Here is a 24,688-nt window from a genome sequence, read left to right as displayed (position 1 = left end):
CTATGGAGAGTAAACGCCTCGATAATGCCGCGCTGGCGGCGGGCATCAGCCCCAGCTATATCAACGCGCACGGCAAGCCGCAGTCTATCGCGGCTGTCACCAAACAGCGTCTACTGGATGCGATGCATCGCTCAACCGCCGCCACGAAAGTGGCGGTAAACCCGCTGCCGAACGTGAAGATCTTCACCCACGGCAAAAAAATGTCGCTGCCGGTGGCAGGACGCGGTGAGTATCAGTGGATCCTGACCACTGAGGACGGTAAGCAGTATCAGGGTAAAACCCGCGGCGGCGAGACGCTGCCGCTGCCGGCCAAACTGCCGGAGGGGTATCACTCCCTGACGCTCACCCAGGAGGGGGAGCGCTGGCACTGCCGGACCATCGTCGCCCCGGCCCGCTGCTATGAGCCGCAGCCGCTGAAAGAGGGGAAAAAGCTGTGGGGCACCTGCGTGCAGCTGTATACCCTGCGTTCGGAGAAAAACTGGGGGATCGGCGATTTTGGCGATCTGCGCGCTATGCTGCCGGAAATCGCCCGCCGCGGCGGGTCGTTTATTGGTCTCAACCCGATCCATGCCCTCTATCCGGCGAACCCGGAGAGCGCCAGCCCCTATAGCCCGTCTTCACGTCGCTGGCTGAACGTTATCTACATCGACGTCAATGCGGTTGACGATTTCCAGCATAGCGAAGAGGCGCAGGCGTGGTGGCAGTCCGCAGCGACGCAGCAGGCCTTGCAGGCGGCGCGGCAAACGGATGATGTGGACTATACCGCGGTCACCACGCTGAAAATGACCGCGCTGCGTATGGCGTGGCAACGATTCTCTCGTCGTGAAGATGAGCAGATGACGGCGTTCCGCGAGTTTGTTCTGCGTGAAGGGGAAAGCCTTTACTGGCAGGCCGCTTTCGATGCGCTGCACGCCTGGCAGGTTCAACAGGACCCGCTGCGTTGGGGCTGGCCGGCCTGGCCGAAGGCCTTTCAGGATATCGACAGCCCGGAGGTGAAAGCCTTCTGCGTCGAGCATGAGGACGACGTCAGTTTCTATCTCTGGCTGCAGTGGCTGGCCTGGAGCCAGTTTGCCGCCTGCTGGGAAACCAGCCAGCGCGATGGGATGCCGATCGGCCTCTACCGCGATCTGGCGGTGGGCGTCGCCGAAGGCGGCTCGGAGACCTGGTGCGACCGTGAGCTGTACTGCCTGAAAGCCTCCGTGGGCGCGCCGCCGGATATTCTGGGTCCGCTGGGCCAGAACTGGGGCCTGCCGCCGATGGATCCGCATATTATTGCCGCTCGCGCCTATGAGCCGTTTATCGACCTGCTGCGCGCCAATATGCAGAACTGCGGCGCGTTGCGCATCGATCACGTGATGTCGGTGCTGCGTCTGTGGTGGATCCCCTATGGTGAAACCGCCGACCATGGCGCTTACGTTCAGTATCCCGTCGACGATCTGCTGTCGCTTCTGGCGCTGGAAAGCCAGCGTCATCGCTGCATGGTGATCGGCGAAGATCTGGGCACGGTACCGGTGGAGATCGTCAGCAAGTTACGCAACAGCGGCGTCTATTCTTATAAGGTGCTCTATTTTGAGAGCGATGCAGAGAAAACGTTCCGCGCGCCGGCGCTGTACCCGGAGCAATCAATGGCTGTGGCGACGACGCACGACCTGCCCACCCTCCGCGGCTACTGGGAAAGCGGCGATCTGACGTTAGGTAAAGCGCTGGGTCTCTATCCTGATGAGGTGGTGCTGCGCGGGCTGTACCAGGACCGTGAGCTGGCGAAACAAGGGCTGCTGGATGCGCTGCATAAGTACGGCTGTCTGCCCAAGCGTGCCGGTCATAAGGCCTCCCTGATGAGCATGACGGGGATCCTCAACCGGGGGATGCAACGTTATATTGCCGACAGCAACAGCGCCCTGCTGGGCCTGCAGCCGGAAGACTGGCTGGAGATGGCGTCGCCGGTCAATATTCCGGGCACCAGCACCGAGTACCCGAACTGGCGCCGGAAGCTTTCCGTCACCCTTGAGCAGATGTTTGCCGATGAACAGGTCAATAAGCTGATTAAGGATCTGGATAAACGGCGCAAGGCGGCGAGCAAAAAAGCCGCCTCCTGATGACTCCCCGCCGCGCGCTCCTCTGCGCGGCGAAGAGGATGTCCGATAAAAAAGGCCGGTCCGCATCATGCGGACCGGCCTTTTTCTGTGGCGGGAGTAACCTTAGACCACCATCCCCAGCAGCAGACAGCCTACCAGGCCGCAGACCGAGATAATGGTTTCCAGCACCGACCAGGACCTGATGGTCTCGCCGATGGTCAGGTTAAAGTACTCTTTGAACAGCCAGAAGCCCGGATCGTTCACGTGGGAGAAGATAACGCTGCCGGAGCCGACCGCGATAACCATCAGCTCCGGGCTGACACCGGTGGTGGCGATCAGCGGCGCGGCGATCCCGCCCGCGGTGATGGCGGCAACGGTCGCCGAACCCAGCGCGATACGCAGTACCGCGGCGATGGACCATGCCATAAACAGCGGAGACATATTCGATTCGTGCATGATAGAAGCGATGTATTTATCCATGCCGCTATCCACCAGCACCTGTTTGAAGGCGCCGCCGCCGCCGATGATCAACAGCATCATGGCGATGATTTTAATAGAAGAGGTCAGGGTATCGTTGATCTGCTCCATGGAGCGGCCGCGGTTCAAACCGAAGGTGAACAGGGCGATCAGTACCGCAATCAGGGTGGCCATGACCGGGTCGCCGAAGAATTCGGCAATCGGCAGGAAGGCGTGGCCCTTCGGCAGGATCATCTCGGCCACGGCGCGCATCGCCATCAGGATCACCGGAACCAGCGAGGTCCAGACGCTGACGCCAAAGCCAGGCATCTCTTCTTCAGTGAACACTTTCGGGTTATGCAGGCCTTCCGGGATCGGCTTATCAATGCCTTTCAGGAAACGGGCGAAAACCGGGCCGGCGAGAATAACCGTCGGGATAGCCAGAATGGTGCCATAGAGCAGCGTCTTACCCATATCGGCGTGGAAGATGGTGGCGATCGCGGTCGGACCCGGGTGCGGCGGCAGGAAGCCATGGGTGACGGAGAGCGCGGCGGCCATCGGTACGCCGACGTACAGCAGCGGAATACGGGCCGAGGCGGCGATGGTAAACACCAGCGGCAGCATCAGTACGAAGCCCACTTCATAGAACAGGGCGAAACCGACGGTGAAGCCGGTCAGGACCACCGCCCATTGAATATGCTTCTTACCGAACTTATTGATAAGCGTGGTGGCGATACGCTGAGCGCCGCCGCAGTCTGCCAGCAGCTTACCGAGCATAGCGCCGAAGCCCATGATCAGCGCGAGGCTGCCAAGGGTGCCGCCAACGCCGTTTTTGATGGAAACGATCACTTTATCCAGTGGCATACCCTGCATTAATCCGACGGCGAGCGCCACCAGAACCAGCGCAATGAAGCCGTTCATTTTGAAACGGATCATTAACAGCAATAACAGGGCAACCCCGATAGCAACGATGACTAATGGCATGATTTACCTGGCCTTAATTTGTTATGGGTAACGTCAAAGTTTGAACCTGTAGAGCATCCGCTCCGTCAGGGAGCAAAATAGTCTGGCACCGTAAACGCTTGCATTATCCTTACCCAGAGAAAGGATAGCTGGCTATTTTTTTGCCGGTGGTGCCTGAAATGGATGATACGGGTAACATGTGAGGGTTGAGAATCACCTGACCGGGGAAAATGTTAAATATGAGACTTAAGTCATACTCTTTCCCCGGTTTTTGCCGGTCGTTTAGTGGGAGATGTTGCGCGGTAACACAGAAAGGAGCAACGAGAGCCGGCGACAGGGTGCCGCCGGAGGAAAGGCTTAGTAGTAGGAGTGCTCGCCGCGCTGGTGCTCGGTCAGATCGCGAACCCCTTTCAGCTCTGGAAACTCGTTCAGCAGCTGTTTTTCAATACCTTCTTTCAGGGTTACGTCGACCATCGAGCAGCCATTGCATCCGCCGCCGAACTGCAGGATAGCCAGACCGTCGTCGGTGATCTCCATCAGCGACACGCGACCGCCGTGGCCGGCCAGCTGCGGGTTAATCTGCGACTGCAGCAGGTACTCGACGCGCTCCATCAGCGGGGCATCGTCAGCGACTTTGCGCATTTTGGCGTTCGGCGCTTTCAGGGTCAGCTGCGAGCCAAGCTGGTCGGTGACGAAATCAATTTCAGCGTCTTCCAGATAGGGCGCGCTGAGCTCATCGACATAGGCGGTCAGCTGTTCAAATTTCAGCGCCGTGTCGGTGTCTTCCACCGCATCCGGTGGGCAGTAGGATACGCCGCACTCAGCGTTTGGGGTGCCGGGATTAATCACAAATACGCGAATTTGCGTCCCTTCTTCCTGATTTGCCAGCAGTTTGGCAAAGTGCGCTTGTGCAGCATCGGAAATACGGATCATAGCGTTGGCCTAATAGTTGACTATTTTACTGGGTTATAATACGCCCATCAGCGGGGGTCTACAAGGTACGGCATATACACCATACCTGAACCGTCGCGGCGCCGTTTCGCAAAAGCAGGCGGGATATCTCGGCGACGGTGCTGCCGGTCGTGACGACATCATCCACCAGAGCGATATGGAGTCCCTGGACGGCAAATTCAAGCTGAAAGGCATTTTTCAGGTTCTGCCTGCGCAGGCGGGCATTGAGCGAATGCTGCACGGCGCCCGCTCGCTGGCGCGTCAGGCCGTCGCGACGCCAGACGCACCCACGCCAGCGGGCCAACGGTCGGCACAGCTCATCGCACTGATTATAACCCCGGCGCCAGCGGCGGCGATGCCACAGCGGCACGCCGACCAGCGCGTCTACCGGCGGCAAATCGTCGCGCTGTTTAAGGCGCAGCAGCAGCAGGCGCGCCAGGGCGGGGCCCAGTTCCGGACGATGGTGAAACTTCAGCTGCCTCACCAGGTCGCTCAGCGGCGAACGATAGTCATTGACCGCCACCATTCGATGCCAGGGCGGCTGCTTTTGCAGGCAGCGGCCGCAGGGATGCCGGGACATTGCCGCCGGCAGGCCGCACTGCGGGCAGAGCGGGGGGCAGGCGAGCAGGGCGCGGCTGCAGCGAGAGCAGATCCCCCAGCGGGCGACCGCCAGCGGCATTTGGCATAGCCAGCATAAGCTGTGTGCTGTTAGCATATTTGGCCTTCTGTCCAGTAAAAAAGAGAACGGTAACGGATGAACGACATCTGGTGGCAAACAATCGGCGAAGGTGATTGTCATCTTGTGCTGCTGCACGGTTGGGGACTGAACGCTCAGGTCTGGGATTGCATCACGCCGCAGCTGGCTTCGCATTTTACCCTTCACCTGGTGGACCTGCCTGGCTATGGCCGTAGCGGCGGGTTTGGGGCGATGTCGCTGGAGGCGATGGCGCAGCGGGTGCTGGAGCAGGCTCCGCCTCAGGCGGTGTGGCTGGGCTGGAGCCTGGGCGGGCTGGTGGCCAGCCAGGTCGCGATTATGCGTCCGCAACGGGTGCAGGCGCTGGTAACGGTTGCCTCTTCCCCCTGTTTCGCGGCTCATGAGGACTGGCCCGGCATCAAGCCGGAGGTGCTGGCCGGATTTCAGCAGCAGCTGAGCGAGGATTTCCAGCGCACCGTCGAGCGGTTCCTCGCACTGCAAACCATGGGAACGGAGAGCGCCCGTCAGGATGCGCGGGCGTTAAAGCAGGCGGTGCTCTCGCTGCCGATGCCTTCCGCTGAGGCGCTGAACGGCGGTCTGGAGATCCTCAGAACCGTCGATCTGCGCCAGGCGCTGGTCGGGCTGCCGATGCCGTTTCTGCGGCTGTATGGTCGACTGGACGGGTTGGTGCCGCGCAAGATTGTCCCGCTGCTGGATAAGCTATGGCCGGAAAGCGAGTCAATTCTCTTTGACAAGGCAGCGCATGCGCCATTTGTTTCCCATCCCGCGGCCTTTTGCGAGCCGCTGATGGCGCTGAAAAAACGGCTGGGGTAATTTTTTTTGCCGCGCCATGGTAAAAGGGCCATTCACAGCAATACTTAGGTTGTTACGGTGGTTGATTATTTCATTCCGCCACCGTGACCTACAATAACAACCTAATGGAGAGTAGAGGCTATGAAACTTGTTACAGGAATGGTTGCATCTCTGGTGATTGGCTGTCTGTCTTTTGGCGCATTCGCAGCGAAAGAGATCCAAAAAGAGGACGTGGCGAAGATGAATCTGACCAAGGTCGGCAGCATCACGACCTCAAGGACGACCTCGCCGATGGACGCCCGACGCGATCTGTCGAAAAAAGCTGATGAGCTGGGTGGAAAATATTTTGTGGTGATTGCCGGGCAGAAAAACGAAAAAACCGTTCACGCTAACGCTGACGTGTATAAATAATCCAGTCATAAAAAACGGGCCTGTTGGCCCGTTTTTCTCTGCTGTCACACTCGTTTTACCCCATGGCGCTGGCTGGCCTTACTCCCTTCATCGCAGCGCCCACCACTCCTGCTGGCACGCCGCTTTCCCTTCAGGACAGCTTTTACAGCTGCCGGAGAGGCAGCCTTCGCTCGTTTCGCTGATCCGTACCACCTTGCCCATGGCTTCCATGCGTTCGAGCATGGCGTCAATCAGCGGCTGAGGCGTCCGCAGGCGGGCGCTGAGCTGTTTCGCCTCCATGCGGCCCTGCAGGGCCAGCATATCGCGGACTTCCATTAACGACGCCACCGCTCCTCCTTAGTGGCAATCGCCAGCCGGGCTGGAACAGCAGGAGGTCGGCGTTTTCCGGGTGGCCAGCAGCGAGACGTCAACCCGGCTGCGCGCCCGACGCAGCAGACCGAAGAGCACTACGTTGAACAATACCACCGCCAGGATACACGCCAGGCTGTAGCGCGGATGGTCGCTAAAGCTGACGGTCTGGTAGTAGAGCGTCGAGAGCGAATAGGCGATATTCAGCCCCCACAGAATGGAGAAGGTCATCCAGCCGCGGCTCGATTCGCGGGCGATGGCGCCCATCACCGAGATGCAGGGGATGTAGAGCAGAACGAAGATCAGATAGCTGTAAGCCGCCGCGGCGCTGCCAAATTTACTGCCCATCACGCCCATCGCGCCGGTGGCCATTTCGCCATCGCCTTTGCTGGCTTCGATGGGGTTGGCCAGGACGCTGAGGCTGAAGGTGTCTTTCAGTCCCTGCCATGTCTCGTCGACGGCCGCCAGCAGTTCTTCGCCGAGGCTGAAGGTCCGCGGATTGAACTCCTCGTTCTGGATATCTTCGGCGGTATAGAGGGTGTTCAGCGTACCGACCACCACCTCCTTCGCCATCGCGCCGGTAAACAGGCCCACGGTGGCCTGCCAGTTATCTTCATGCACGCCGATCGGCTTAAACACCGGAGTAATGACCCGGCTCACCGAGGCCAGCGCGGAGTCGTTGATGTTGTCGACGACCTTGCCGCTCAGCGAGAAGCTGTTCAGCGCGCTGAGGAAGATGCTGACAATGACGATCACCTTCCCGGCGCGCAGCACAAAGCCTTTCAGGCGCTGCCAGGTCTGGATAATCAGGCTCTTGATATGCGGGACGTGGTACACCGGCAGCTCCATCACGAACGGCGAGGCTTCGCCGCGCATAATGGTGTGCTTCAGCATCAGGCCGGTGAGAATGGCCATCACAATGCCCAGCACATAGAGCGAGAAGACCGCCAGCGCGCCGTTCTGACCAAAGAACGCGGCCGCGAAGACGGCGAAGATCGCCAGCCGCGCGCCGCAGGACATAAACGGCGCCATCATAATGGTCATCAGACGTTCGCGCGGGGCGTCGAGGGTGCGGGCGCCCATCACCGACGGCACGTTACAGCCGAAACCGACAATCAACGGGACAAAGGATTTTCCCGGCAGGCCGAGGGCTTGCATCAGGCGGTCCATGACAAAGGCGGCGCGCGCCATGTAGCCGGAGTCCTCAAGGAAAGAGAGGAACAGATACATCATGCCGATCTGCGGCACCAGCGGCAGCACGGTGTTGATACCGCCGCCGATCCCTTGGGCGAGGAACACGGTCAGCCAGTCCGGGAAGTGCAGGGTGTAGCCCAGCCATTGAATACCGTGAATAAAGACCGCGACCGAGCCGGCGTCAAAAATCGGCTGCAGCGCGCCGCCGATGTTGATCGCCAGCAGGAACATCAGATACATGACAAAGAGAAAAATCGGCAACCCGAGGAAGCGGTTGAGGATCACCTTGTCCATCGCCGCGGTAAAGCGGCTTGGCTCGGCGGTCAGGGTGTTGCTGACGGCGTCGCAAATGGCGGCGATGGTCTGATAGCGCGCGTCAGCGATATGCAGCGCCGGGTCGTCGATCTCGTCGCTAAGATTCGCCAGGGTGATATCCAGTTTATCGGCGGCGTCGCCGGCATAGGCCCGGCTGTAGATGTCGCCCTCCAGCATCTGCAGACCGAGCCAGCGCCGTTGCTTGACCGGGATCTGCGCTGACATCTGCTGCGCCAGCAGGTCAGCTTCGCGCAGCAGCGGCTGCGGATAATGGACCAGCTCAATATCGCTGTTCGCCTGATGACGGTCGAGGGCAATCTTCAGCGCTTCGATCCCGCGTCCGCGGGTCGAAACCAGCGGAATGACCGGGCAGCCGAGGCGCGCGGCGAGGGCATCGATATCGATACGCACCTGCTGCTTTTCGGCAATATCCAGCATGTTCAGCGCCACGACGCAGGGGATCCCCAGCTCAAGCAGCTGCAGCGTCAAATAGAGGTTTCGCTCGAGGTTGGAGGCGTCGACCACGTTAATCAGCATGTCGGCCTCGCCGCTGAGGATGTAGTGGCAGGCGATCTGCTCGTCCAGCGAGGTCTGCGAAGAGATGGTGGTCAGAGAGTAGGTCCCGGGGAGGTCAACCAGCGTGACCTGGTGGTCAGTGGTGGCGAACACGCCCTCTTTACGCTCAACGGTGACCCCGGCCCAGTTGCCCACGCGCTGGCGGGCGCCGGTCAGTTGATTAAATAAAGTGGTCTTGCCGGAATTAGGATTACCAATTAAACCAACGGTTAATTTTTTCATATTTCAGACTCTTGTGCCGGGCCAGCCGTTATTGTGCAACCGCTTCCAGTTCGATTAAGGCGAGATCTTTTTTGCGTAATACCAAACTGACGCGTCGGGTTTCAATATGAACAGGATCGCCGAGCGGCGCCACGCGCACCACATGAAAAGAGGATCCGGGCAGCATGCCGAGGGAGAGCAATTTCTGACGGTATGCTGGGCTAATATCGCGGGAGAATCCAATGATTTTCCACGCACTATCAGGTGTGAATTGCATAGGGCCTACTTGTCTATCGCTAACCGAAGATGAATTGACCGGGCGTCGGGATGTCACCGCGCCGGATACCATAGCCAACGAAAAAAGAAAAAATCATTCTGAAAGTGATGATAATGAGAATGGTTTTTATCATCAATACATATGATGCGATCAACGCTATTTTTAAAGCGGAAATCACTTTTTTATTGATGTGCCGCAAAATCTGTCTGTGATCGAAAATGCACGAAATATTATTTCGGCGATCTAATGTTTAATTAAGATTTCTTAAGTTAACGAAATGAAAATATTAATTTCGCTGTCTTCAGGCGTGGAATAAAAACAGGTTATCAGAAACAACTGAACCTGTTTTGCGCGTGATGGCGATGGCCTGGTCATGAAAAAAAAACTGCCCCTGAAAAGGGGCAGGGTGGGATTAGCGTTTTTTACCCATCGCCGCCGCGAGGGCATCCATCATCGCGCTGTTGCCGGCAGGCTGCGCGTCGCGAACGCGAGGTTTGGCGGCTTTCGCGGCCGGGCGGTTGCCCTGCGGGCGATCCTGACCGCCGCCGCGGCGGGCGTTGCTGTCGCCCGGCTGCTCGTCGAGACGCATGGTCAGGGCGATACGCTTACGCGGCAGATCGACTTCCATGACCTTGACCTTCACGATGTCGCCCGCTTTCACCACGGTGTGCGGATCTTCAACAAACTTGTCAGAAAGCGACGAAATGTGGACCAGTCCGTCCTGATGGACGCCGATATCGACAAATGCGCCGAAGTTGGTGACGTTGGTGACGGCCCCTTCCAGAATCATCCCCGGCAGCAGATCGTTCATGGTCTCTACGCCGTCTGCGAACTTCGCTGTCTTAAACTCCGGACGCGGGTCGCGGCCCGGTTTTTCCAGCTCTTTGATGATGTCGGTCACGGTCGGTACGCCGAACTTCTCATCGGTGAAATCCACGGCCTTCAGGTGGCGCAGCGCACTGCTATTGCCCATCAGATCTTTCAGCGCCTGCTGGGTAGCGGCCAGAATGCGTTCGACCACCGGGTAGGCTTCCGGGTGAACGGTGGAGGCATCCAGCGGGTTGTCGCCGTGGTTGATACGCAGGAAGCCGGCGCACTGTTCAAAGGCTTTCGGCCCCAGGCGGCTGACCTTCAGCAGCTGCTGGCGGTTCTGGAACTGGCCGTTCTCGTCGCGCCAGGCGACGATGTTCTGCGCCATCATGCGGGTCAGGCCGGCCACGCGGGTCAGCAGCGGCACGGAGGCGGTGTTCAGGTCAACGCCAACGGCGTTCACGCAGTCTTCCACCACCGCGTCCAGCTTACGCGCCAGCTGGGTCTGGCTGACATCGTGCTGATACTGGCCGACGCCAATGGATTTCGGGTCGATTTTCACCAGCTCGGCCAGGGGATCCTGCAGACGGCGGGCAATGGAGACCGCGCCGCGCAGCGACACGTCGAGGTCAGGGAACTCCTGCGCCGCCAGCTCGGAGGCGGAGTAAACGGAAGCCCCGGCTTCGCTGACGATCACCTTCTGGGCGGTGACCTTCGGGAACTGTTTCTGCACGTCGAGGAAGAAACGCTCGGTTTCACGCGAGGCGGTGCCGTTGCCGATCGCCACCAGCTCGACGTTGTGCTTCTCGCACAGCGCCGCCACGACAACCGCCGCTTTAGCCGCCTGGCCGGTGTGGGGGTAGATGGTATCGGTGGCCACCAGTTTGCCGGTACCGTCAACCACGGCCACTTTCACCCCGGTGCGCAGGCCCGGGTCAAGGCCCATGGTAGCGCGCAGCCCGGCGGGCGCAGCCATCAGCAGGTCGTGCAGGTTGCGGGCGAAGACGTTAATAGCTTCGTCTTCGGCGCGCTCGCGCACGGTACCCATCAGCTCGGTTTCGAGATGCATCAGGACTTTGATCCGCCAGGTCCAACTGACGACGCCTTTACGCCAGCTGTCCGCCGGGGCGTTATTCAGGCGCAGGCCCAGATGGTCGATAATAATCTGCTCGCCGTGGCTCTCTTTCGGCGGCTCGTCAAACTGCGGGTCAGCGTTTAAAGAGAGCTGCAGGACGCCTTCGTTGCGACCGCGGAACATCGCCAGCGCGCGATGCGACGGCACGGTGGCGATCGGTTCATGGTGATCGAAGTAGTCGCGGAATTTGGCGCCTTCCTCTTCTTTGCCGCTGACGACGGTGGAGACCAGGTGGGCGTTTTTCCACAGATAGTCACGGACCTTCGCCAGCAGCGCGGCGTCTTCGGCAAAACGCTCCATCAGGATATAGCGCGCGCCATCCAGCGCCGCTTTGCTGTCGGCCACGCCTTTATCGGCATCAATATATTTTGCGGCTTCCGTTTCCGGATCGTGGGACGGTTCGTTCCACAGCAGGTCAGCCAGCGGCTCCAGCCCCGCTTCGATAGCGATTTGCCCGCGGGTGCGGCGCTTCGGTTTATACGGCAGGTAGAGATCTTCCAGTTCAGTTTTGCTGAGCGTGGTGTTGATGGCTTTTTCCAGCGCGTCGGTCAGTTTGCCCTGTTCAGCGATGGATTTGAGGATCGCCTGACGACGGTCTTCCAGTTCGCGCAGATAGCCGAGGCGGGTTTCCAGATTACGCAGCTGCGTGTCATCCAGACCGCCGGTGACTTCTTTACGATAACGTGCAATAAACGGCACGGTGTTCCCTTCATCAAGCAGGCGAACGGCAGCTTCTACCTGTTCGGCTCTGGCCTGAAGTTCACCCGCAATAATGCGGCAGAGCGAATCATTCATCATGGCTTTTAATTCATCTTTAGGGTCAAAAAACAGGGACTAGTTATACGGACTGACGACTAAAAATGCCAGTCGCGCCGGGCGTCTCTCGGAAAGTTCTTGTCTATTTAACGTATTCGATCTCATTGACATACCAGCTGGCTTCGCCCGCCGGCGTGTTGACGATGGCCAGATCGCCAACCTCTTTTTTTAACAGTGCGCGCGCCATCGGCGAGTCGATGGAGATATAGTCTTTGCGGCCAAAAATTTCATCGTAACCGACGATGCGAAAGCGCTTGATATCGCCTTCATCGTTTTCAATCTCTACCCAGGCGCCGAAGAAGACTTTGCCCTCCTGCTGTGGGGAGTAATCGACGATCTTTAACTGTTCCAGACATTTGGTCAGATAGCGGACCCGGCGATCGATCTCGCGCAGGCGCTTTTTGTTGTACTGGTAATCCGCGTTCTCGCTGCGGTCGCCGAGGCTGGCGGCCCAGGTCACCTTTTTGGTCACTTCCGGGCGCTCCTGGCGCCACAGATAGTCCATCTCCTGCTTCAGTTTTTCATATCCCTCGCGGGTGATCAGCGGCGTTTTCATCGTGAGTTCAACCTTCTGACAGTCTGTCGTTGCGCACAATTTGTAGCGCGTAATAATACCGACAGGATAAATACTGTGTCTTATGATTAAATGTATACTTAACCTGCTGTTAAATATGCTTTGTAACAATTTAGCCTGGAATATATACCAGATTTAGCTGGTGAGCGCGCCGGGCTTTTTTGAGAATACGCACTGACTATTGCAGTGAACCTTTGGGAGTACAAACAATGCAAGAGAATTATAAGATTCTGGTTGTGGATGACGACATGCGCCTGCGTGCGCTGCTCGAACGTTATCTGACCGAGCAGGGCTTCCAGGTTCGTAGCGTGGCGAACGCCGAACAGATGGATCGTCTGTTAACCCGCGAATCCTTCCACCTGATGGTGCTGGATCTGATGCTGCCTGGGGAAGATGGTCTCTCGATTTGCCGCCGTCTGCGCAGCCAGAGCAACCCGATGCCGATCATTATGGTGACGGCGAAAGGCGAAGAGGTTGATCGTATCGTGGGCCTGGAGATCGGGGCCGACGACTACATTCCGAAGCCGTTCAACCCGCGTGAACTGCTGGCCCGCATCCGGGCGGTGTTGCGCCGTCAGGCGAACGAGCTGCCGGGCGCGCCGTCGCAGGAAGAGGCGGTTATCGCCTTTGGTAAATTCAAACTGAACCTGGGCACCCGCGAGATGTTCCGTGAAGACGAGCCGATGCCGTTGACCAGCGGCGAGTTTGCGGTCCTGAAGGCGCTGGTAAGCCATCCTCGTGAGCCGCTGTCGCGCGATAAGTTAATGAACCTCGCTCGCGGCCGCGAATACTCTGCGATGGAGCGTTCCATCGACGTACAGATCTCCCGCCTGCGCCGCATGGTGGAAGAGGACCCGGCGCATCCGCGCTATATCCAGACCGTCTGGGGTCTGGGCTACGTCTTCGTCCCGGACGGTTCTAAGGCATGAAACGCGTGCGCTTTTCGCCGCGCAGCTCCTTTGCTCGCACGCTGCTCCTGATCGTCACCTTGCTGTTCGTCAGCCTGGTGACGACCTATCTGGTAGTACTGAATTTCGCGATCCTGCCAAGTCTCCAGCAGTTTAATAAAGTATTGGCCTACGAAGTGCGTATGCTGATGACTGATAAGCTGCAGCTGGAGGATGGCACCCAGCTGGTGGTGCCCCCGGCGTTTCGCCGTGAAATTTATCGCGAGCTGGGGATTTCGCTCTATTCCAATGAAGCGGCGGAAGACGCAGGCCTGCGCTGGGCGCAGCATTATGAATTCTTGAGCCAGCAGATGGCTCATCAGCTTGGCGGCCCCACTGAGGTGCGGGTGGAGGTCAATAAAAGCTCCCCCGTGGTGTGGCTGAAGACCTGGCTGTCGCCCAATATTTGGGTGCGGGTGCCGCTGACCGAGATCCATCAGGGCGATTTCTCGCCGCTGTTCCGCTATACCCTGGCGATCATGCTGCTGGCGATAGGCGGCGCCTGGCTGTTTATCCGTATTCAGAACCGCCCGCTGGTGGATCTGGAGCATGCGGCGCTGCAGGTCGGGCGCGGCATTATTCCGCCGCCGCTGCGCGAGTATGGCGCCTCCGAAGTGCGTTCGGTGACGCGCGCCTTCAACCACATGGCCGCGGGCGTGAAGCAGCTGGCCGACGACCGTACGCTGCTGATGGCCGGGGTCAGCCATGATTTACGGACTCCGCTGACCCGCATTCGTCTGGCCACCGAGATGATGGGCGAGCAGGACGGCTATCTCGCGGAGTCGATCAACAAAGATATCGAAGAGTGCAACGCCATCATCGAGCAGTTTATCGACTATCTGCGCACCGGGCAGGAGATGCCGATGGAGCTGGCGGATCTGAATGCGGTGCTGGGGGAAGTGATCGCTGCGGAGAGCGGCTATGAGCGGGAGATCGCCACCGCCCTGCAGGCCGGCGAAATTCCGGTACGCATGCATCCTCTGTCTATCAAGCGCGCGCTGGCGAATATGGTGGTCAACGCGGCCCGCTATGGCAATGGCTGGATCAAGGTCAGCAGCGGCAGCGAAGCGAGCCGGGCCTGGTTCCAGGTAGAAGATGACGGACCGGGGATTAAACCTGAGCAGCGAGAGCACCTGTTTCAGCCGTTTGTACGCGGCGACAGCGCCCGCAGCACCAGCGGCACCGGGCTGGGGTTGGCGATTGTTCAGCGTATTATCGATAATCACAACGGCCGGCTGGAGATTGGCTCCAGCGAACGCGGCGGGTTACTGATCCGCGCCTGGCTGCCGGTGCACCGGGTACTGGCGCCGATGAAACCGGCCAAAGAGAGCTGATCGCGCCCGCGGTTGGTTGGTCAGAACGCTGCACAATAAAAAGCCGGGCAAGCCCGGCTTTTTCATCTTTGCGCCCGTTAGCGCTGCGGCCCTGCCGCCACCAGCGCGGCGCCCGCTGGCGTATCGGTATACTTCTCAAAGTTCTCAATAAACAGCTTCGCCAGCTGGTCGGCTTTTTCCTGCCACTGCTCCGGGGAACCATAGGTGCTGCGCGGATCGAGGATCTGGGGATCCACGCCCGGGAGGGCCGTCGGGATCTGCAGGTTAAACATCGGCAGGGTAAAGGTCTCCGCGTTGTCCAGCGAGCCATTGAGGATGGCGTCGATGATGGCGCGGGTATCTTTAATCGAGATGCGCTTGCCGGTGCCGTTCCAGCCGGTATTGACCAGATAAGCCTGCGCGCCGGCCGCCTGCATGCGTTTGACCAGCACTTCGGCGTACTGCGTCGGGTGCAACGACAGGAAGGCGGCGCCGAAGCAGGCGGAAAAAGTTGGCGTGGGTTCGGTCACGCCGCGCTCGGTGCCGGCCAGTTTGGCGGTAAACCCGGACAGGAAATGGTACTGCGTCTGATCGGCGGTCAGGCGGGAGACCGGCGGCAGTACGCCGAACGCATCGGCCGTCAGGAAGATCACTTTGGTGGCGTGACCCGCTTTGGAGACCGGTTTGACGATATTATCGATATGGTCGATGGGGTAGGAGACGCGGGTGTTTTCGGTCTTTGAGCCGTCATCGAAATCGATTGTCCCGTCGGCGCGCACTACTACGTTTTCCAGCAGGGCGTTACGGCGAATGGCGTGATAGATATCCGGCTCGGCCGCTTCAGAGAGCTTGATGGTCTTGGCGTAGCAGCCCCCTTCGAAGTTAAACACCCCGTCGTCATCCCAGCCATGTTCGTCATCGCCAATCAGGCGGCGTTTCGGGTCGGTGGAGAGGGTGGTTTTGCCGGTGCCTGAGAGGCCGAAGAAAATGGCGACATCGCCTTTCTCGCCCACGTTGGCAGAACAGTGCATGGAGGCGATGCCCTTCAGCGGCAGCAGGTAGTTCATGATCGAGAACATCCCTTTCTTCATCTCGCCGCCGTACCAGGTGCCGCCGATCAGCTGAATGCGCTCGGTGAGGTTGAAAGCGATGAAGTTTTCCGAGTTCAGGCCCTGCTCTTTCCACTGCGGGTTGGTGCACTTCGCGCCGTTCATCACGATGAAGTCGGGCGTGAATTCCGCCAGCTCTTCGTCGCTCGGGCGGATGAACATGTTTTTAACGAAGTGCGCCTGCCAGGCCACTTCGGTAATGAAACGTACGCTGAGACGGGTATCGGCGTTAGCGCCGCAGAAGGCGTCGACGATAAACAGGCGTTTACCGGACAGCTGCTGTGTTACCAGCCCTTTCAGATGCTGCCAGGTTTCCTGCGAAAGCGGCTTGTTGTCGTTTTTACCCTTGCCTTTATCGGACCACCAGACGGTATCGCGGGTGGTGTCGTCGCGCACGAGGTACTTATCTTTCGGAGAACGACCGGTAAAAATGCCCGTGTCGACGGCGATAGCACCCAGACTGGTTAATACGCCACGTTCGTAGCCTTCCAGGTTGGGGTCGAGCTCTTCCTGAAACAACATGTCGTAGCTGGGATTGTGGACGATATCCTGAACGTCATTGATACCATAAGCCTTGAGATCCTGCGGGGTTAAACCATGATTAACGCGCATGTCACTGCTCCTTAGCCAAGATGTACTGCTGTAAATTGTAGGGTTTATTACCGGGTATTGACCGCGACCAGGCTCATAGATTTACGTATCTCGACATTCTTCAGAATGACGAAAAAAACGGTGACTCCTGTCACGAAGTGAAGTGGATTATCTCAGGAAATGGCCGGATGGTGGGGTTAGATGTTTCTCAATGGTTAAAAAGTAATTAAAAAAACTGCTGAAATGTGAATGTAATCGCTTTCCTGGAATAAAATTACGTAACTCTTTCAGCGAAAATCGATTCAACTCGTGAATAAAAAGTCAGGCACCGGGCGACATACCACATCGCCGCCCGGTGCCTGAAGAAGAAGTGAGGATTAATGGACCTGCGGATCGGCCGGAGAGGCGTTGTTACGGATCTCGGCGATGTCCATGGCGTTGAAGATATAGTGGTTACCGCAGTAGTCGCAGTGCATATCAATCTCGCCTTCGTCGGCAAGGATGCTATCTATCTCTTCGTCCGGCAGGGTTTTCAGCGCGCCGGCGCAGCGTTCGCGGGAGCAGGTGCACTTGAACTCCACGCTCTGCGGATCGTAGACCGTGACTTCTTCTTCATGGTACAGACGCCACAGCACATCGTTCGCCGGCAGGGTGAACAGCTCTTCCGCCTTGATGGTCTCGGTGAGCGTCGCCAGGTGCTCAAAGTCGGCAGTCTGGGCATCCTGCGCCGGCATCACCTGCAGCAGCATCCCGCCCGCCATCGGCTGACCTTCATGTTCGCCGGTGCGGATAATAAGGCGCGTCGGCAGCTGCTCTGAACGCTGGAAGTAATCTTCCAGGCAGGCGGCCAGCGTATCGCCTTCCAGACCGACCACGCCCTGATAACGCTCACCCTCTTCCGGGGAGATGGTGATGACCAGATAGCCGTTGCCGACCATCGCTTTCAGATCCGCATCGTCCGCAATCTCGCCCTGCACGCGCGCGACGCCGCGCAGCTGCTGCTGGTTATTGCCATTGATGACCGCCAGCTGTAAAGGCCCATCGCCCTGCAGCTGCACGGTGATGTCGCCGGCAAATTTCAGCGTCGCAGTCAGCAGACTGGTGGCGACCAGCAGCTCCGCCAGCACCGTTTTCACCGGCTGGGGATAAGTGTGATTCGCCAGAATCTGTTCCAGGGTTTCCGACACCGTCACCAGCTCACCGCGCACGGCATAGTTTTCAAACAGATAACGATGTAATTGATCGTGTTGAGTCATAATCATCTCTCTTTCTGGCGCGAGTTACTCACTCTCGCCGTGTTTAAATCTCATCAGGTCGCGGCGCTCTTTCTTGTCCGGACGTCTGTCAGGGTGCGGCATGGTCAGGGCGTTCATTTTGCGCGCCAGGGCCATTTTTTCACGCTTCTCGATACTCTCAGCCGTCTCTTCATACAGGGTGACGGCTTCGCTTGCCGGGCGGCGCTGTTCGGTGATACCGACGATGCGCACCGTCCGCTCGTCGTTGCCCTGACGCAGCGTTAGCATGGCGTCCAGTTCGACGATTTTCCCGGGCTTGCTGCGTTGTCCGTTGTAATGCACCTTGCCGCCTTCAATCATCTCTCGCGCCAGCGCGCGGGTCTTGTAAAAGCGGGCGGCCCAAAGCCATTTGTCCAGTCTGACGGTTTCGGTAGGCTTCTCTTTCATCGCCTCTCCTTCGGGGTAAGCGAAGGGATCAGTCGTCGGTAATCATTCAGCCCCGGATGGCGCAGATACTGCTTTTCCGCCAGCCCGGAGTCGGGATTGGTAATGCCCAGGCAGTAACGAATGCCAAACTCCCTCGCGGCATCCAGAATTGCCTCGCTGTCGTCGACAAACAGCGTTTTATGCGCCTCAAGGCCGGTTTCCTCCGCCACGGCGCGCCACAGACGCTGATCCTCTTTCGGATAACCAAATGTGTGGGTGGAAAGTAATAAATCAAGGTGCGCATCCAGGCCGGTGTGTTTGAGTTTCACCGCCAGATTGTGGGGATGGGCATTGGTCAACAGAATACGTCGCTTACCGCTGGCCTTGAGCGCATCAAGGAACGGCACGGTATCCTCACGCAGCGTGGCGCGCGGACCCTGTTCGCTGGTCATCGCACAAATATCCAAACCCAGGCGCTCGCTCCAGTAATCCAGACAGTACCAGTTTAGCGTATGCTGCACGGCGTGATACTCCTGGTGCATGGCCTCTTTCGCCTGTTGCAGATTGAGGCCGCGGGCGGCCCCCCAGGTTTCCGGCACCAGCGTTTGCCAGAAATAGTTGTCGAAAGCGAGATCCAGGAGCGTGCCGTCCATATCCAGCAGAACGGTATCGACCTCCTGCCAGGCGATATCAAAATGCATGATGACTCTCCAGCGAGCGGGAAATGGGCGACAGGGTATCACACCCAGTCGCCGGGAAAATTAATCTTGCGGGTCAGACGAGGGGAGCAGCACCGGGTTCAGGCAGCTTTCGTAATATTTCTGAATCTCTTCCATACGCTGGCGATGGCGTTGATAACGACGCAGCGCCTGCACCCCGTGGTAAGCCATGCATCCCACCATCGACAGCAGCAGCAGGGTGATGCCCAGATAGCGCCACAGGCCGCTGCGGTCAGGAATGCGGTGCAGGTTGATATGCTGAGTGCCGTTGGCGTCAGTAAACAGATTGGTGACTATCCCTTCGGCATGGAAGGGGGTATGCATCAGCATACCGGCCAGCCGCCGCAGTTCCCCCCACTGCTCATGCGCCGGGTAATCATACAGGCTCACCGCCGGCCACGGCTGATTGACCAGCACGCTACCCTCGTCGCTGGCGATGAGGAAGCCGCCCGGGGCCGGGCTGTTGAGCGCCTGCGCCGCCCGCGAGGTTTCACGCATGACAAAGGGGGCGGTTGAGGTGGTCACCAGATTCTCCAGCGACTCGGCGCTGACTGGCCGCAGCAGCACGTTCACGCCATCCAGTTTCCCGGCGGACGCACGCTTAGTTAACGTCTCCCAGTTACGGGTATTGCCGAGATTAACCAGCGCATTCTTCAGCCGCAGGCAATCATCGGCAGCGGAACAGAGATCGTTGGTTTTCTGAACGATATCGCCGAAATCATCCAGTAGCACCATGCCAGATTTCTGAATGGCGGAGCGCAGCGCCGGGCTGACGCGGGAGTCGTCGTCGGTTTCCGGGTGCAGCTGACGCTGGACGGACTGCATCAGAGCGGTCGCTTTGCTGACAATGTCAGACTCCGGCAGCGGCAGAGGAGGGGCATCGTTCCACACAATCTGCGAACAATCGAAAGGCAGGAACGGCGAATCCTCTTTGGCCGTCCAGCTGCCCGGCGTGCGGATGTTGCACATCCCGGTGCCGGTCAGGCGCAGCGTATCGCCAATGCGCACATGGGCCTTTTCCAGCTGGCTGACGGTCGTGGCTTCAATGGTCTGCGCCCCCTTCAGCCACGACAGGGTGAACTTAAACGGCATATTCAGCGGTACGCTGGCCCATAGCATGATTACCACCACCAGGGCGCCGGCGGCGATAATCGCGCTGCGCAGCCAGTACTGCAGCGGGAAGTTTTTCACTTCATCATGAAGCGACAAGTAGCGTCCCTGACGGGCTACATGGCGGTTGAGATAGATATCAATATCGGTCTGCTGTCCGAGGTCCTGGGCGATCCAGGGCTGCCAGTGGCGCGGATAGATGAGATCGATAATGCCCAGCGAGATATTATTGATATGCTCCTGATCGTTTTCGCCAAACAGCCCCCAGCGCTTAGGGACGCCGCGCAGGCAATGGATTTCGCGCAGCGAGGCGCGGCGCGGCGGGGCATAGATCCCCAATAGGCCGGCGGCGAGCAGCAGCAAACCGGCAGCCACCAGCCATGGGGTAAAGACGGCAGGCCCAATCAGACTGAAATAAAAGAACAGGAAAGAGGCGACGATCAGGATCGCTTCGCGCAGACCATCCGGGCGGTTCAGGGCGTGTTCTTCCGGGCTTTCCCGACGGATCTGCCGCAACTCTACCTGTTCGCTCTCTTCGCCGCGAATTGAGGCCTGGGTGGCCGAGGCGCGTTCCAGCGCGTAGCTTTGCGCTTCCTGACGATAGTCGCTCAGGGTATGGCCGTTAAGGGTGATAACCAGCGGCAGGCTGTCGGTGGGGATCAGCTCGACGCTGTTTTCATCGTTGATATGCTGTTCCCAGAACGGCGGCAGATGTACCTCCACCGAATCGAGAAAATAGCGCCATTTATTCGGCGCGTCGGTAGTGATCCCGTAGCGGGTGATGGCTCGCGTCACCCCATAGACGGTATCGCTCTGTTCGTTTAGCGCCAGAGCGACGGGCGCGCTGGTGGCGCCGGACGCGGGAACCTGCTGGGCGCGGCTCAGTTCGGCAAGATACTTTTCGATGGCCTGGCGCTCATCGGCCGCGATCGGCCGCGTGGTGGCATCGCTAAAGGCGTGCAGTAGAGGGAGCCGGCGGCGTCTGGCGTGCGTGCGATACCACCATCCAATGAGCAATACGCAGATTAGCAGAGCTGTAAGGAATATCAGAAAGGTGCCCATGCCCATCCCATCATAGTTATATTTTTCTTACGAAATCGTCGGTGAACGTGAAGACTAACGTCAAGCTGCAGTGTTAGCGGCGCACCTGCTTGCAGGGTAGTAAATATGTCATGCAGCAGCGCATTAGCTTACCAAAAACGTTAAAGGCCAGAAATCGGTAAATTCTCAAAGAGAATTCAAGCTATTGACTTTTTTATCTTTATTACTTTTCCCTTTGCAGGGAAAAGGTTACAACTCTGTAAATAAGTAGCGATTTGGATTGCCGAAAGCGTGTTGCGTATCGCACAATGACTGCTTAATCACAGCATAGACCGATGACAATGAGCAAATCATTACAAAAACCCACCATTCTCAATGTTGAAACTGTCGCCCGTTCGCGCCTCTTTAATGTCGAAAGCGTCGATCTGGAATTCAGCAACGGTGTGCGTCGCGTTTATGAACGTATGCGGCCTTCCACCCGCGAAGCGGTGATGATTGTGCCGATTGTTGATGATCATATTATTTTGATTCGCGAGTATGCCGTCGGGACGGAATCCTACGAGCTGGGCTTCTCCAAAGGGCTGATTGATCCGGGTGAAACCGTGGATGAAGCGGCCAATCGCGAGCTGAAAGAAGAGGTTGGCTTCGGCGCCAATAAGCTGACGTTTCTGAAGAAGCTCAGTATGGCTCCCTCTTACTTCTCCAGCAAAATGAACATCCTGGTGGCGGAAGATCTCTATCCGGAGTCGCTGCCGGGCGATGAGCCCGAGCCGCTGCCGCAGGTGCGCTGGCCGCTGGCGCAGTTGATGTCGCTGCTGGATGAAGAAGATTTTAACGAGGCCCGCAACGTTAGTGCGCTGTTTTTAGTGCGGGAATGGTTGCAGGCCCAGGGCCGACTCTGAACGAGCGTTTACGCTAAGCAGCAATAAAAAAGCGCCCGCAGGCGCTTTTTTTGTCAGAACAGCTCGTGGGTTTCACCGCCGCCGTCAGTCAGGGTGGTGCCCACCTCATGGACCGCCTGCTGCGTGGGCTGGGTACCCTCAATAAAGTATTCCGCCCGGCTGTTGCCACCGTTCGCCAACTGACCGGTGCTGCGGTCAATATTCACCGTGACGATACCCGGCGGCGGCGTTAATGGCTCTTCCGGAACGCCTTCCAGCACGCTCTTCATAAAGCTGTCCCAGGCCGGCTGGGCGCTTTTGGCGCCGCCTTCGTAGCCGGAGATCTGATCTTTAATCGCCCCCGATGCGGTGGTCCGGCCAAGATCGCGACGATGATCGTCAAAGCCGATCCAAACCGAGGTCACCACGCCCGGTCCGTAGCCTGAGAACCAGGCGTCCTTCGAGCTGTTGGTGGTCCCGGTTTTGCCGCCGATGTCATGCCGCTGAAGGTCACGTCCGGCGCGCCAGCCGGTTCCCATCCAGCCCGGTTCGCCAAAGATGTTGCTGTTCAGCGCGCTCTTGATCAGGAAGGCCAGCGGGGTGTTGATCACATGCGGCGCGTATTCCTGGGCGCCGCTCTGCGCCACCAGTGACTGATTGGCCTGCTCCAGCTGCGGCTGCGGCGGCACGGTGCCATTCTGCGGTTCCGTCGAGGTGGCGACATCTTCCACATCTTTGTTTTCCAGCACGTTGGATTTTGGCGTATCGCCGTAAATCACCGGTAAATCACACTGCGGGCAGGCGATTTTCGGACGCTCTTCGAAGAGGACCCCGCCCTGATCGTTCTCAATCTTACTGATAAAGAACGGGTTCACCAGGAAGCCGCCGTTGGCCATCACCGAATAACCGCGGGCGACCTGCAGAGGCGTAAAGGAGGCGGAGCCCAGCGCCAGCGATTCGGTGTGGACAATGTTTTGCGCCGGGAAGCCAAAGCGCTGCAAATACTCGGCGGCATAGTCAACGCCCATGGCGCGCATGGCGCGCACCATGACCACGTTTTTTGACTGCCCCAGGCCCTGGCGTAAACGAATCGGACCAGCATACTGCGGCGGCGAGTTTTTCGGCCGCCAGTCGGAACCGGCTCCGGCGTCCCAGCGCGAGATTGGCACATCGTTGAGCATGCTTGCCAGAGTTAAGCCTTTATCCATCGCAGCCGTGTAGAGGAATGGCTTGATGTTGGAGCCGACCTGGCGCAGCGCCTGAGTGGCGCGGTTGAACTTGCTCTGGTTAAAGTCAAACCCACCGACAAGGGCGATAATCGCGCCGTTTTGCGGGTTAATGGAGACCAATGCCGAGTTGACGTCCGGCACCTGCGACAGCCACCAGCTGTCTCCCACTTTGCGAACCCAGATCTGCTGCCCGGCCTGCACGACGTCGTTGACTTTACGCGGGGTTGCCCCCTGCTGCGTATCGGAGATAAAGCGGCGAGCCCAGCGCACGCCGTCCATCGTCAGCGAAACGGAGTCGCCGTTAGCCAACAGCGCGACAGCCTCCTGGGCATTCGCGGAGGTGACCACCGCAGGAGAAAGCGGGCCAAAGCCAGGCTGGCGCTTCAGGGCGTCAGCGATCTTTTTCGCCTCCCACGGCGTTTCGCCGACCTTCCACAGCACGCTGGCCGGGCCGCGGTAGCCGTGACGCATATCGTAATCCAGCACGTTATTGCGGACCGCCTGCTGGGCCGCCTGCTGGTTTTTGCGGGTAATCGTGGTGTACACCCGGTAGCCATCTTCGTAGGCCTGCTCGCCGTAGCGATTCACCATCTCCTGGCGCACCATTTCGCTCAGATAGGGCGCGGAGAAGGCGATTTTCGGCGCGTGGTAGCTGGCGTCGATGGGTTCGCTGCGCGCCTCATCGTATTGCGCCTGGGTGATGTACCCCTCGCTCAGCATACGCGACAGCACCACGTTGCGCCGGGCTGTGGCGCGATCCATCGAATAGAGCGGGTTAAAAGTGGACGGGGCTTTCGGCAGACCGGCAATCACCGCCATTTCGCTGAGGGTCAGCTGGTCGATAGGTTTGCCAAAATAGACCTGCGCCGCGGCGCCGACGCCATAGGCGCGGTAGCCGAGGTAAATCTTGTTCAGGTACAGCTCAAGGATTTCATCTTTGTTCAGCAGCTGCTCGATGCGGATAGCCAGAAAGGCCTCTTTAATCTTACGCATCAACGTCTTCTCGGGGCTGAGGAAGAAGTTACGCGCTAACTGCTGGGTGATGGTGCTGGCGCCCTGCGAGGCGTGGCCTGAAAACATCGCCACGCTGGCGGCGCGGAAAATACCCACCGGATCGACGCCGTGATGCTCATAGAAACGACTGTCTTCGGTAGCGATAAACGCTTTCACCAGCTCGGGGGGAATTTGCTGCAACGTGACAGGGATACGGCGCTTTTCGCCGTACTGCGCAATAAGCTCACCGTCGGCGCTATAGACCTGCATCGGGATCTGCAAACGCACATCCTTCAGGGTTGCGACGTCGGGGAGTTGCGGCTCTATGTATTTGTAGAGGCCAAAAATCGAGCCTGCTCCCAGCAGTACGCAACAGACTGCAAGGATCAATAGATACTTTACGAACTTCACCGGTGTTTTCCCATTTAGTTTTATTTGGGCAGTTTATAAACAAACGCGCGGTAGTATAAAGGCAAGCCAGGTGC

The 24,688-nt window shown here is 58.5% G+C and carries 20 protein-coding genes; 6 read left to right on the top strand and 14 right to left on the bottom strand.

The features are described from left to right. Positions 1–2: 2 nt before the first annotated feature. A complete protein-coding gene (gene malQ / locus ACLH1I_RS20090; protein ID WP_004202141.1) occupies positions 3–2,096 on the top strand; it encodes a 4-alpha-glucanotransferase in 2,094 nt (697 codons plus the stop codon). 102 nt (positions 2,097–2,198) lie between these two features. Here the strand turns inward: malQ and gntT are convergent, their stop codons facing one another. From gntT to gntX, 3 genes are all read right to left on the bottom strand, one after another. After that, complete coding sequence (gntT, locus tag ACLH1I_RS20085; RefSeq protein WP_004202142.1) at positions 2,199–3,515, bottom strand: gluconate transporter; 1,317 nt, start codon at positions 3,513–3,515, stop codon at positions 2,199–2,201. A gap of 336 nt (positions 3,516–3,851) precedes the next feature. After that, a complete protein-coding gene (nfuA, locus tag ACLH1I_RS20080) occupies positions 3,852–4,427 on the bottom strand; it encodes a Fe-S biogenesis protein NfuA (RefSeq protein ID WP_004202143.1) in 576 nt (191 codons plus the stop codon). A gap of 58 nt (positions 4,428–4,485) precedes the next feature. Further along, positions 4,486–5,160 (bottom strand): DNA utilization protein GntX, encoded by a 675-nt coding sequence (gene gntX / locus ACLH1I_RS20075; RefSeq protein WP_114466001.1) that lies wholly within the window; start codon positions 5,158–5,160, stop codon positions 4,486–4,488. Between the two features lie 39 nt (positions 5,161–5,199). Between gntX and bioH the strand changes: the two genes are divergently transcribed. Then, positions 5,200–5,973, top strand: coding sequence for a pimeloyl-ACP methyl ester esterase BioH (gene bioH / locus ACLH1I_RS20070; RefSeq protein WP_004202147.1), 774 nt, complete (start codon positions 5,200–5,202; stop codon positions 5,971–5,973). 120 nt (positions 5,974–6,093) lie between these two features. Next, complete coding sequence (locus tag ACLH1I_RS20065; RefSeq protein WP_004202149.1) at positions 6,094–6,363, top strand: YdgH/BhsA/McbA-like domain containing protein; 270 nt, start codon at positions 6,094–6,096, stop codon at positions 6,361–6,363. An 87-nt stretch (positions 6,364–6,450) separates the two neighbouring features. On the opposite strand, the gene feoC is transcribed toward ACLH1I_RS20065, so the two are convergent. From feoC to greB, 5 genes are all read right to left on the bottom strand, one after another. Further along, a complete protein-coding gene (gene feoC, locus ACLH1I_RS20060; protein ID WP_004202151.1) occupies positions 6,451–6,690 on the bottom strand; it encodes a [Fe-S]-dependent transcriptional repressor FeoC in 240 nt (79 codons plus the stop codon). Positions 6,691–6,699: 9 nt separating this feature from the next. Beyond that, positions 6,700–9,018: a Fe(2+) transporter permease subunit FeoB gene (gene feoB / locus ACLH1I_RS20055; RefSeq protein WP_064178583.1), complete on the bottom strand. Its 2,319-nt coding sequence runs from the start codon at positions 9,016–9,018 to the stop codon at positions 6,700–6,702. Between the two features lie 28 nt (positions 9,019–9,046). Then, positions 9,047–9,274, bottom strand: a complete 228-nt coding sequence (gene feoA, locus ACLH1I_RS20050) for a ferrous iron transporter A (RefSeq protein ID WP_004202154.1) — start codon at positions 9,272–9,274, stop codon at positions 9,047–9,049. 412 nt (positions 9,275–9,686) lie between these two features. Further along, the gene (locus ACLH1I_RS20045; protein ID WP_151629251.1) at positions 9,687–12,017 is read right to left on the bottom strand and encodes a Tex family protein; all 2,331 of its coding nucleotides are present in this window, start codon (positions 12,015–12,017) and stop codon (positions 9,687–9,689) included. A gap of 100 nt (positions 12,018–12,117) precedes the next feature. Next, the gene (greB, locus tag ACLH1I_RS20040) at positions 12,118–12,591 is read right to left on the bottom strand and encodes a transcription elongation factor GreB (RefSeq protein WP_002920503.1); all 474 of its coding nucleotides are present in this window, start codon (positions 12,589–12,591) and stop codon (positions 12,118–12,120) included. 227 nt (positions 12,592–12,818) lie between these two features. Here greB and ompR point away from each other — a divergent pair, with 227 nt between their 5' ends. Further along, complete coding sequence (gene ompR / locus ACLH1I_RS20035; RefSeq protein WP_001157751.1) at positions 12,819–13,538, top strand: two-component system response regulator OmpR; 720 nt, start codon at positions 12,819–12,821, stop codon at positions 13,536–13,538. Then, positions 13,535–14,890, top strand: coding sequence for a two-component system sensor histidine kinase EnvZ (gene envZ / locus ACLH1I_RS20030; RefSeq protein ID WP_004202158.1), 1,356 nt, complete (start codon positions 13,535–13,537; stop codon positions 14,888–14,890). Before ompR ends, envZ begins: the two co-directional genes overlap by 4 nt. A 77-nt stretch (positions 14,891–14,967) precedes the next feature. Here envZ and pckA read toward each other — a convergent pair whose 3' ends face one another. From pckA to ACLH1I_RS20005, 5 genes are all read right to left on the bottom strand, one after another. Then, complete coding sequence (pckA, locus tag ACLH1I_RS20025) at positions 14,968–16,590, bottom strand: phosphoenolpyruvate carboxykinase (ATP) (protein WP_004202159.1); 1,623 nt, start codon at positions 16,588–16,590, stop codon at positions 14,968–14,970. Positions 16,591–16,946: 356 nt separating this feature from the next. Then, complete coding sequence (gene hslO, locus ACLH1I_RS20020; protein ID WP_017899960.1) at positions 16,947–17,831, bottom strand: Hsp33 family molecular chaperone HslO; 885 nt, start codon at positions 17,829–17,831, stop codon at positions 16,947–16,949. An 18-nt stretch (positions 17,832–17,849) separates the two neighbouring features. After that, the gene (gene hslR / locus ACLH1I_RS20015; RefSeq protein WP_017899959.1) at positions 17,850–18,251 is read right to left on the bottom strand and encodes a ribosome-associated heat shock protein Hsp15; all 402 of its coding nucleotides are present in this window, start codon (positions 18,249–18,251) and stop codon (positions 17,850–17,852) included. Beyond that, entirely contained in the window at positions 18,248–18,931 is a 684-nt protein-coding gene (yrfG, locus tag ACLH1I_RS20010) for a GMP/IMP nucleotidase (RefSeq protein WP_004202162.1), read from the bottom strand. The genes hslR and yrfG overlap by 4 nt, the downstream gene beginning before the upstream one ends. Before the next feature lie 60 nt (positions 18,932–18,991). Next, positions 18,992–21,121, bottom strand: coding sequence for an intracellular growth attenuator family protein (locus tag ACLH1I_RS20005; RefSeq protein ID WP_004202163.1), 2,130 nt, complete (start codon positions 21,119–21,121; stop codon positions 18,992–18,994). Between the two features lie 320 nt (positions 21,122–21,441). Here ACLH1I_RS20005 and nudE point away from each other — a divergent pair, with 320 nt between their 5' ends. Continuing rightward, complete coding sequence (gene nudE, locus ACLH1I_RS20000; protein ID WP_004202164.1) at positions 21,442–22,002, top strand: ADP compounds hydrolase NudE; 561 nt, start codon at positions 21,442–21,444, stop codon at positions 22,000–22,002. A gap of 53 nt (positions 22,003–22,055) precedes the next feature. Here nudE and mrcA read toward each other — a convergent pair whose 3' ends face one another. Then, entirely contained in the window at positions 22,056–24,614 is a 2,559-nt protein-coding gene (mrcA, locus tag ACLH1I_RS19995; protein ID WP_049116363.1) for a peptidoglycan glycosyltransferase/peptidoglycan DD-transpeptidase MrcA, read from the bottom strand. Between the last annotated feature and the right edge of the window lie 74 nt (positions 24,615–24,688).

The sequence above is a fragment of the Klebsiella sp. 1SOBk10mer genome, assembly GCF_046602535.1.
GTDB lineage: Bacteria > Pseudomonadota > Gammaproteobacteria > Enterobacterales > Enterobacteriaceae > Klebsiella > Klebsiella quasipneumoniae.
Note: the sequence above shows the minus strand (reverse complement) of the source record. Positions and strands in the feature narration are given on the sequence as shown.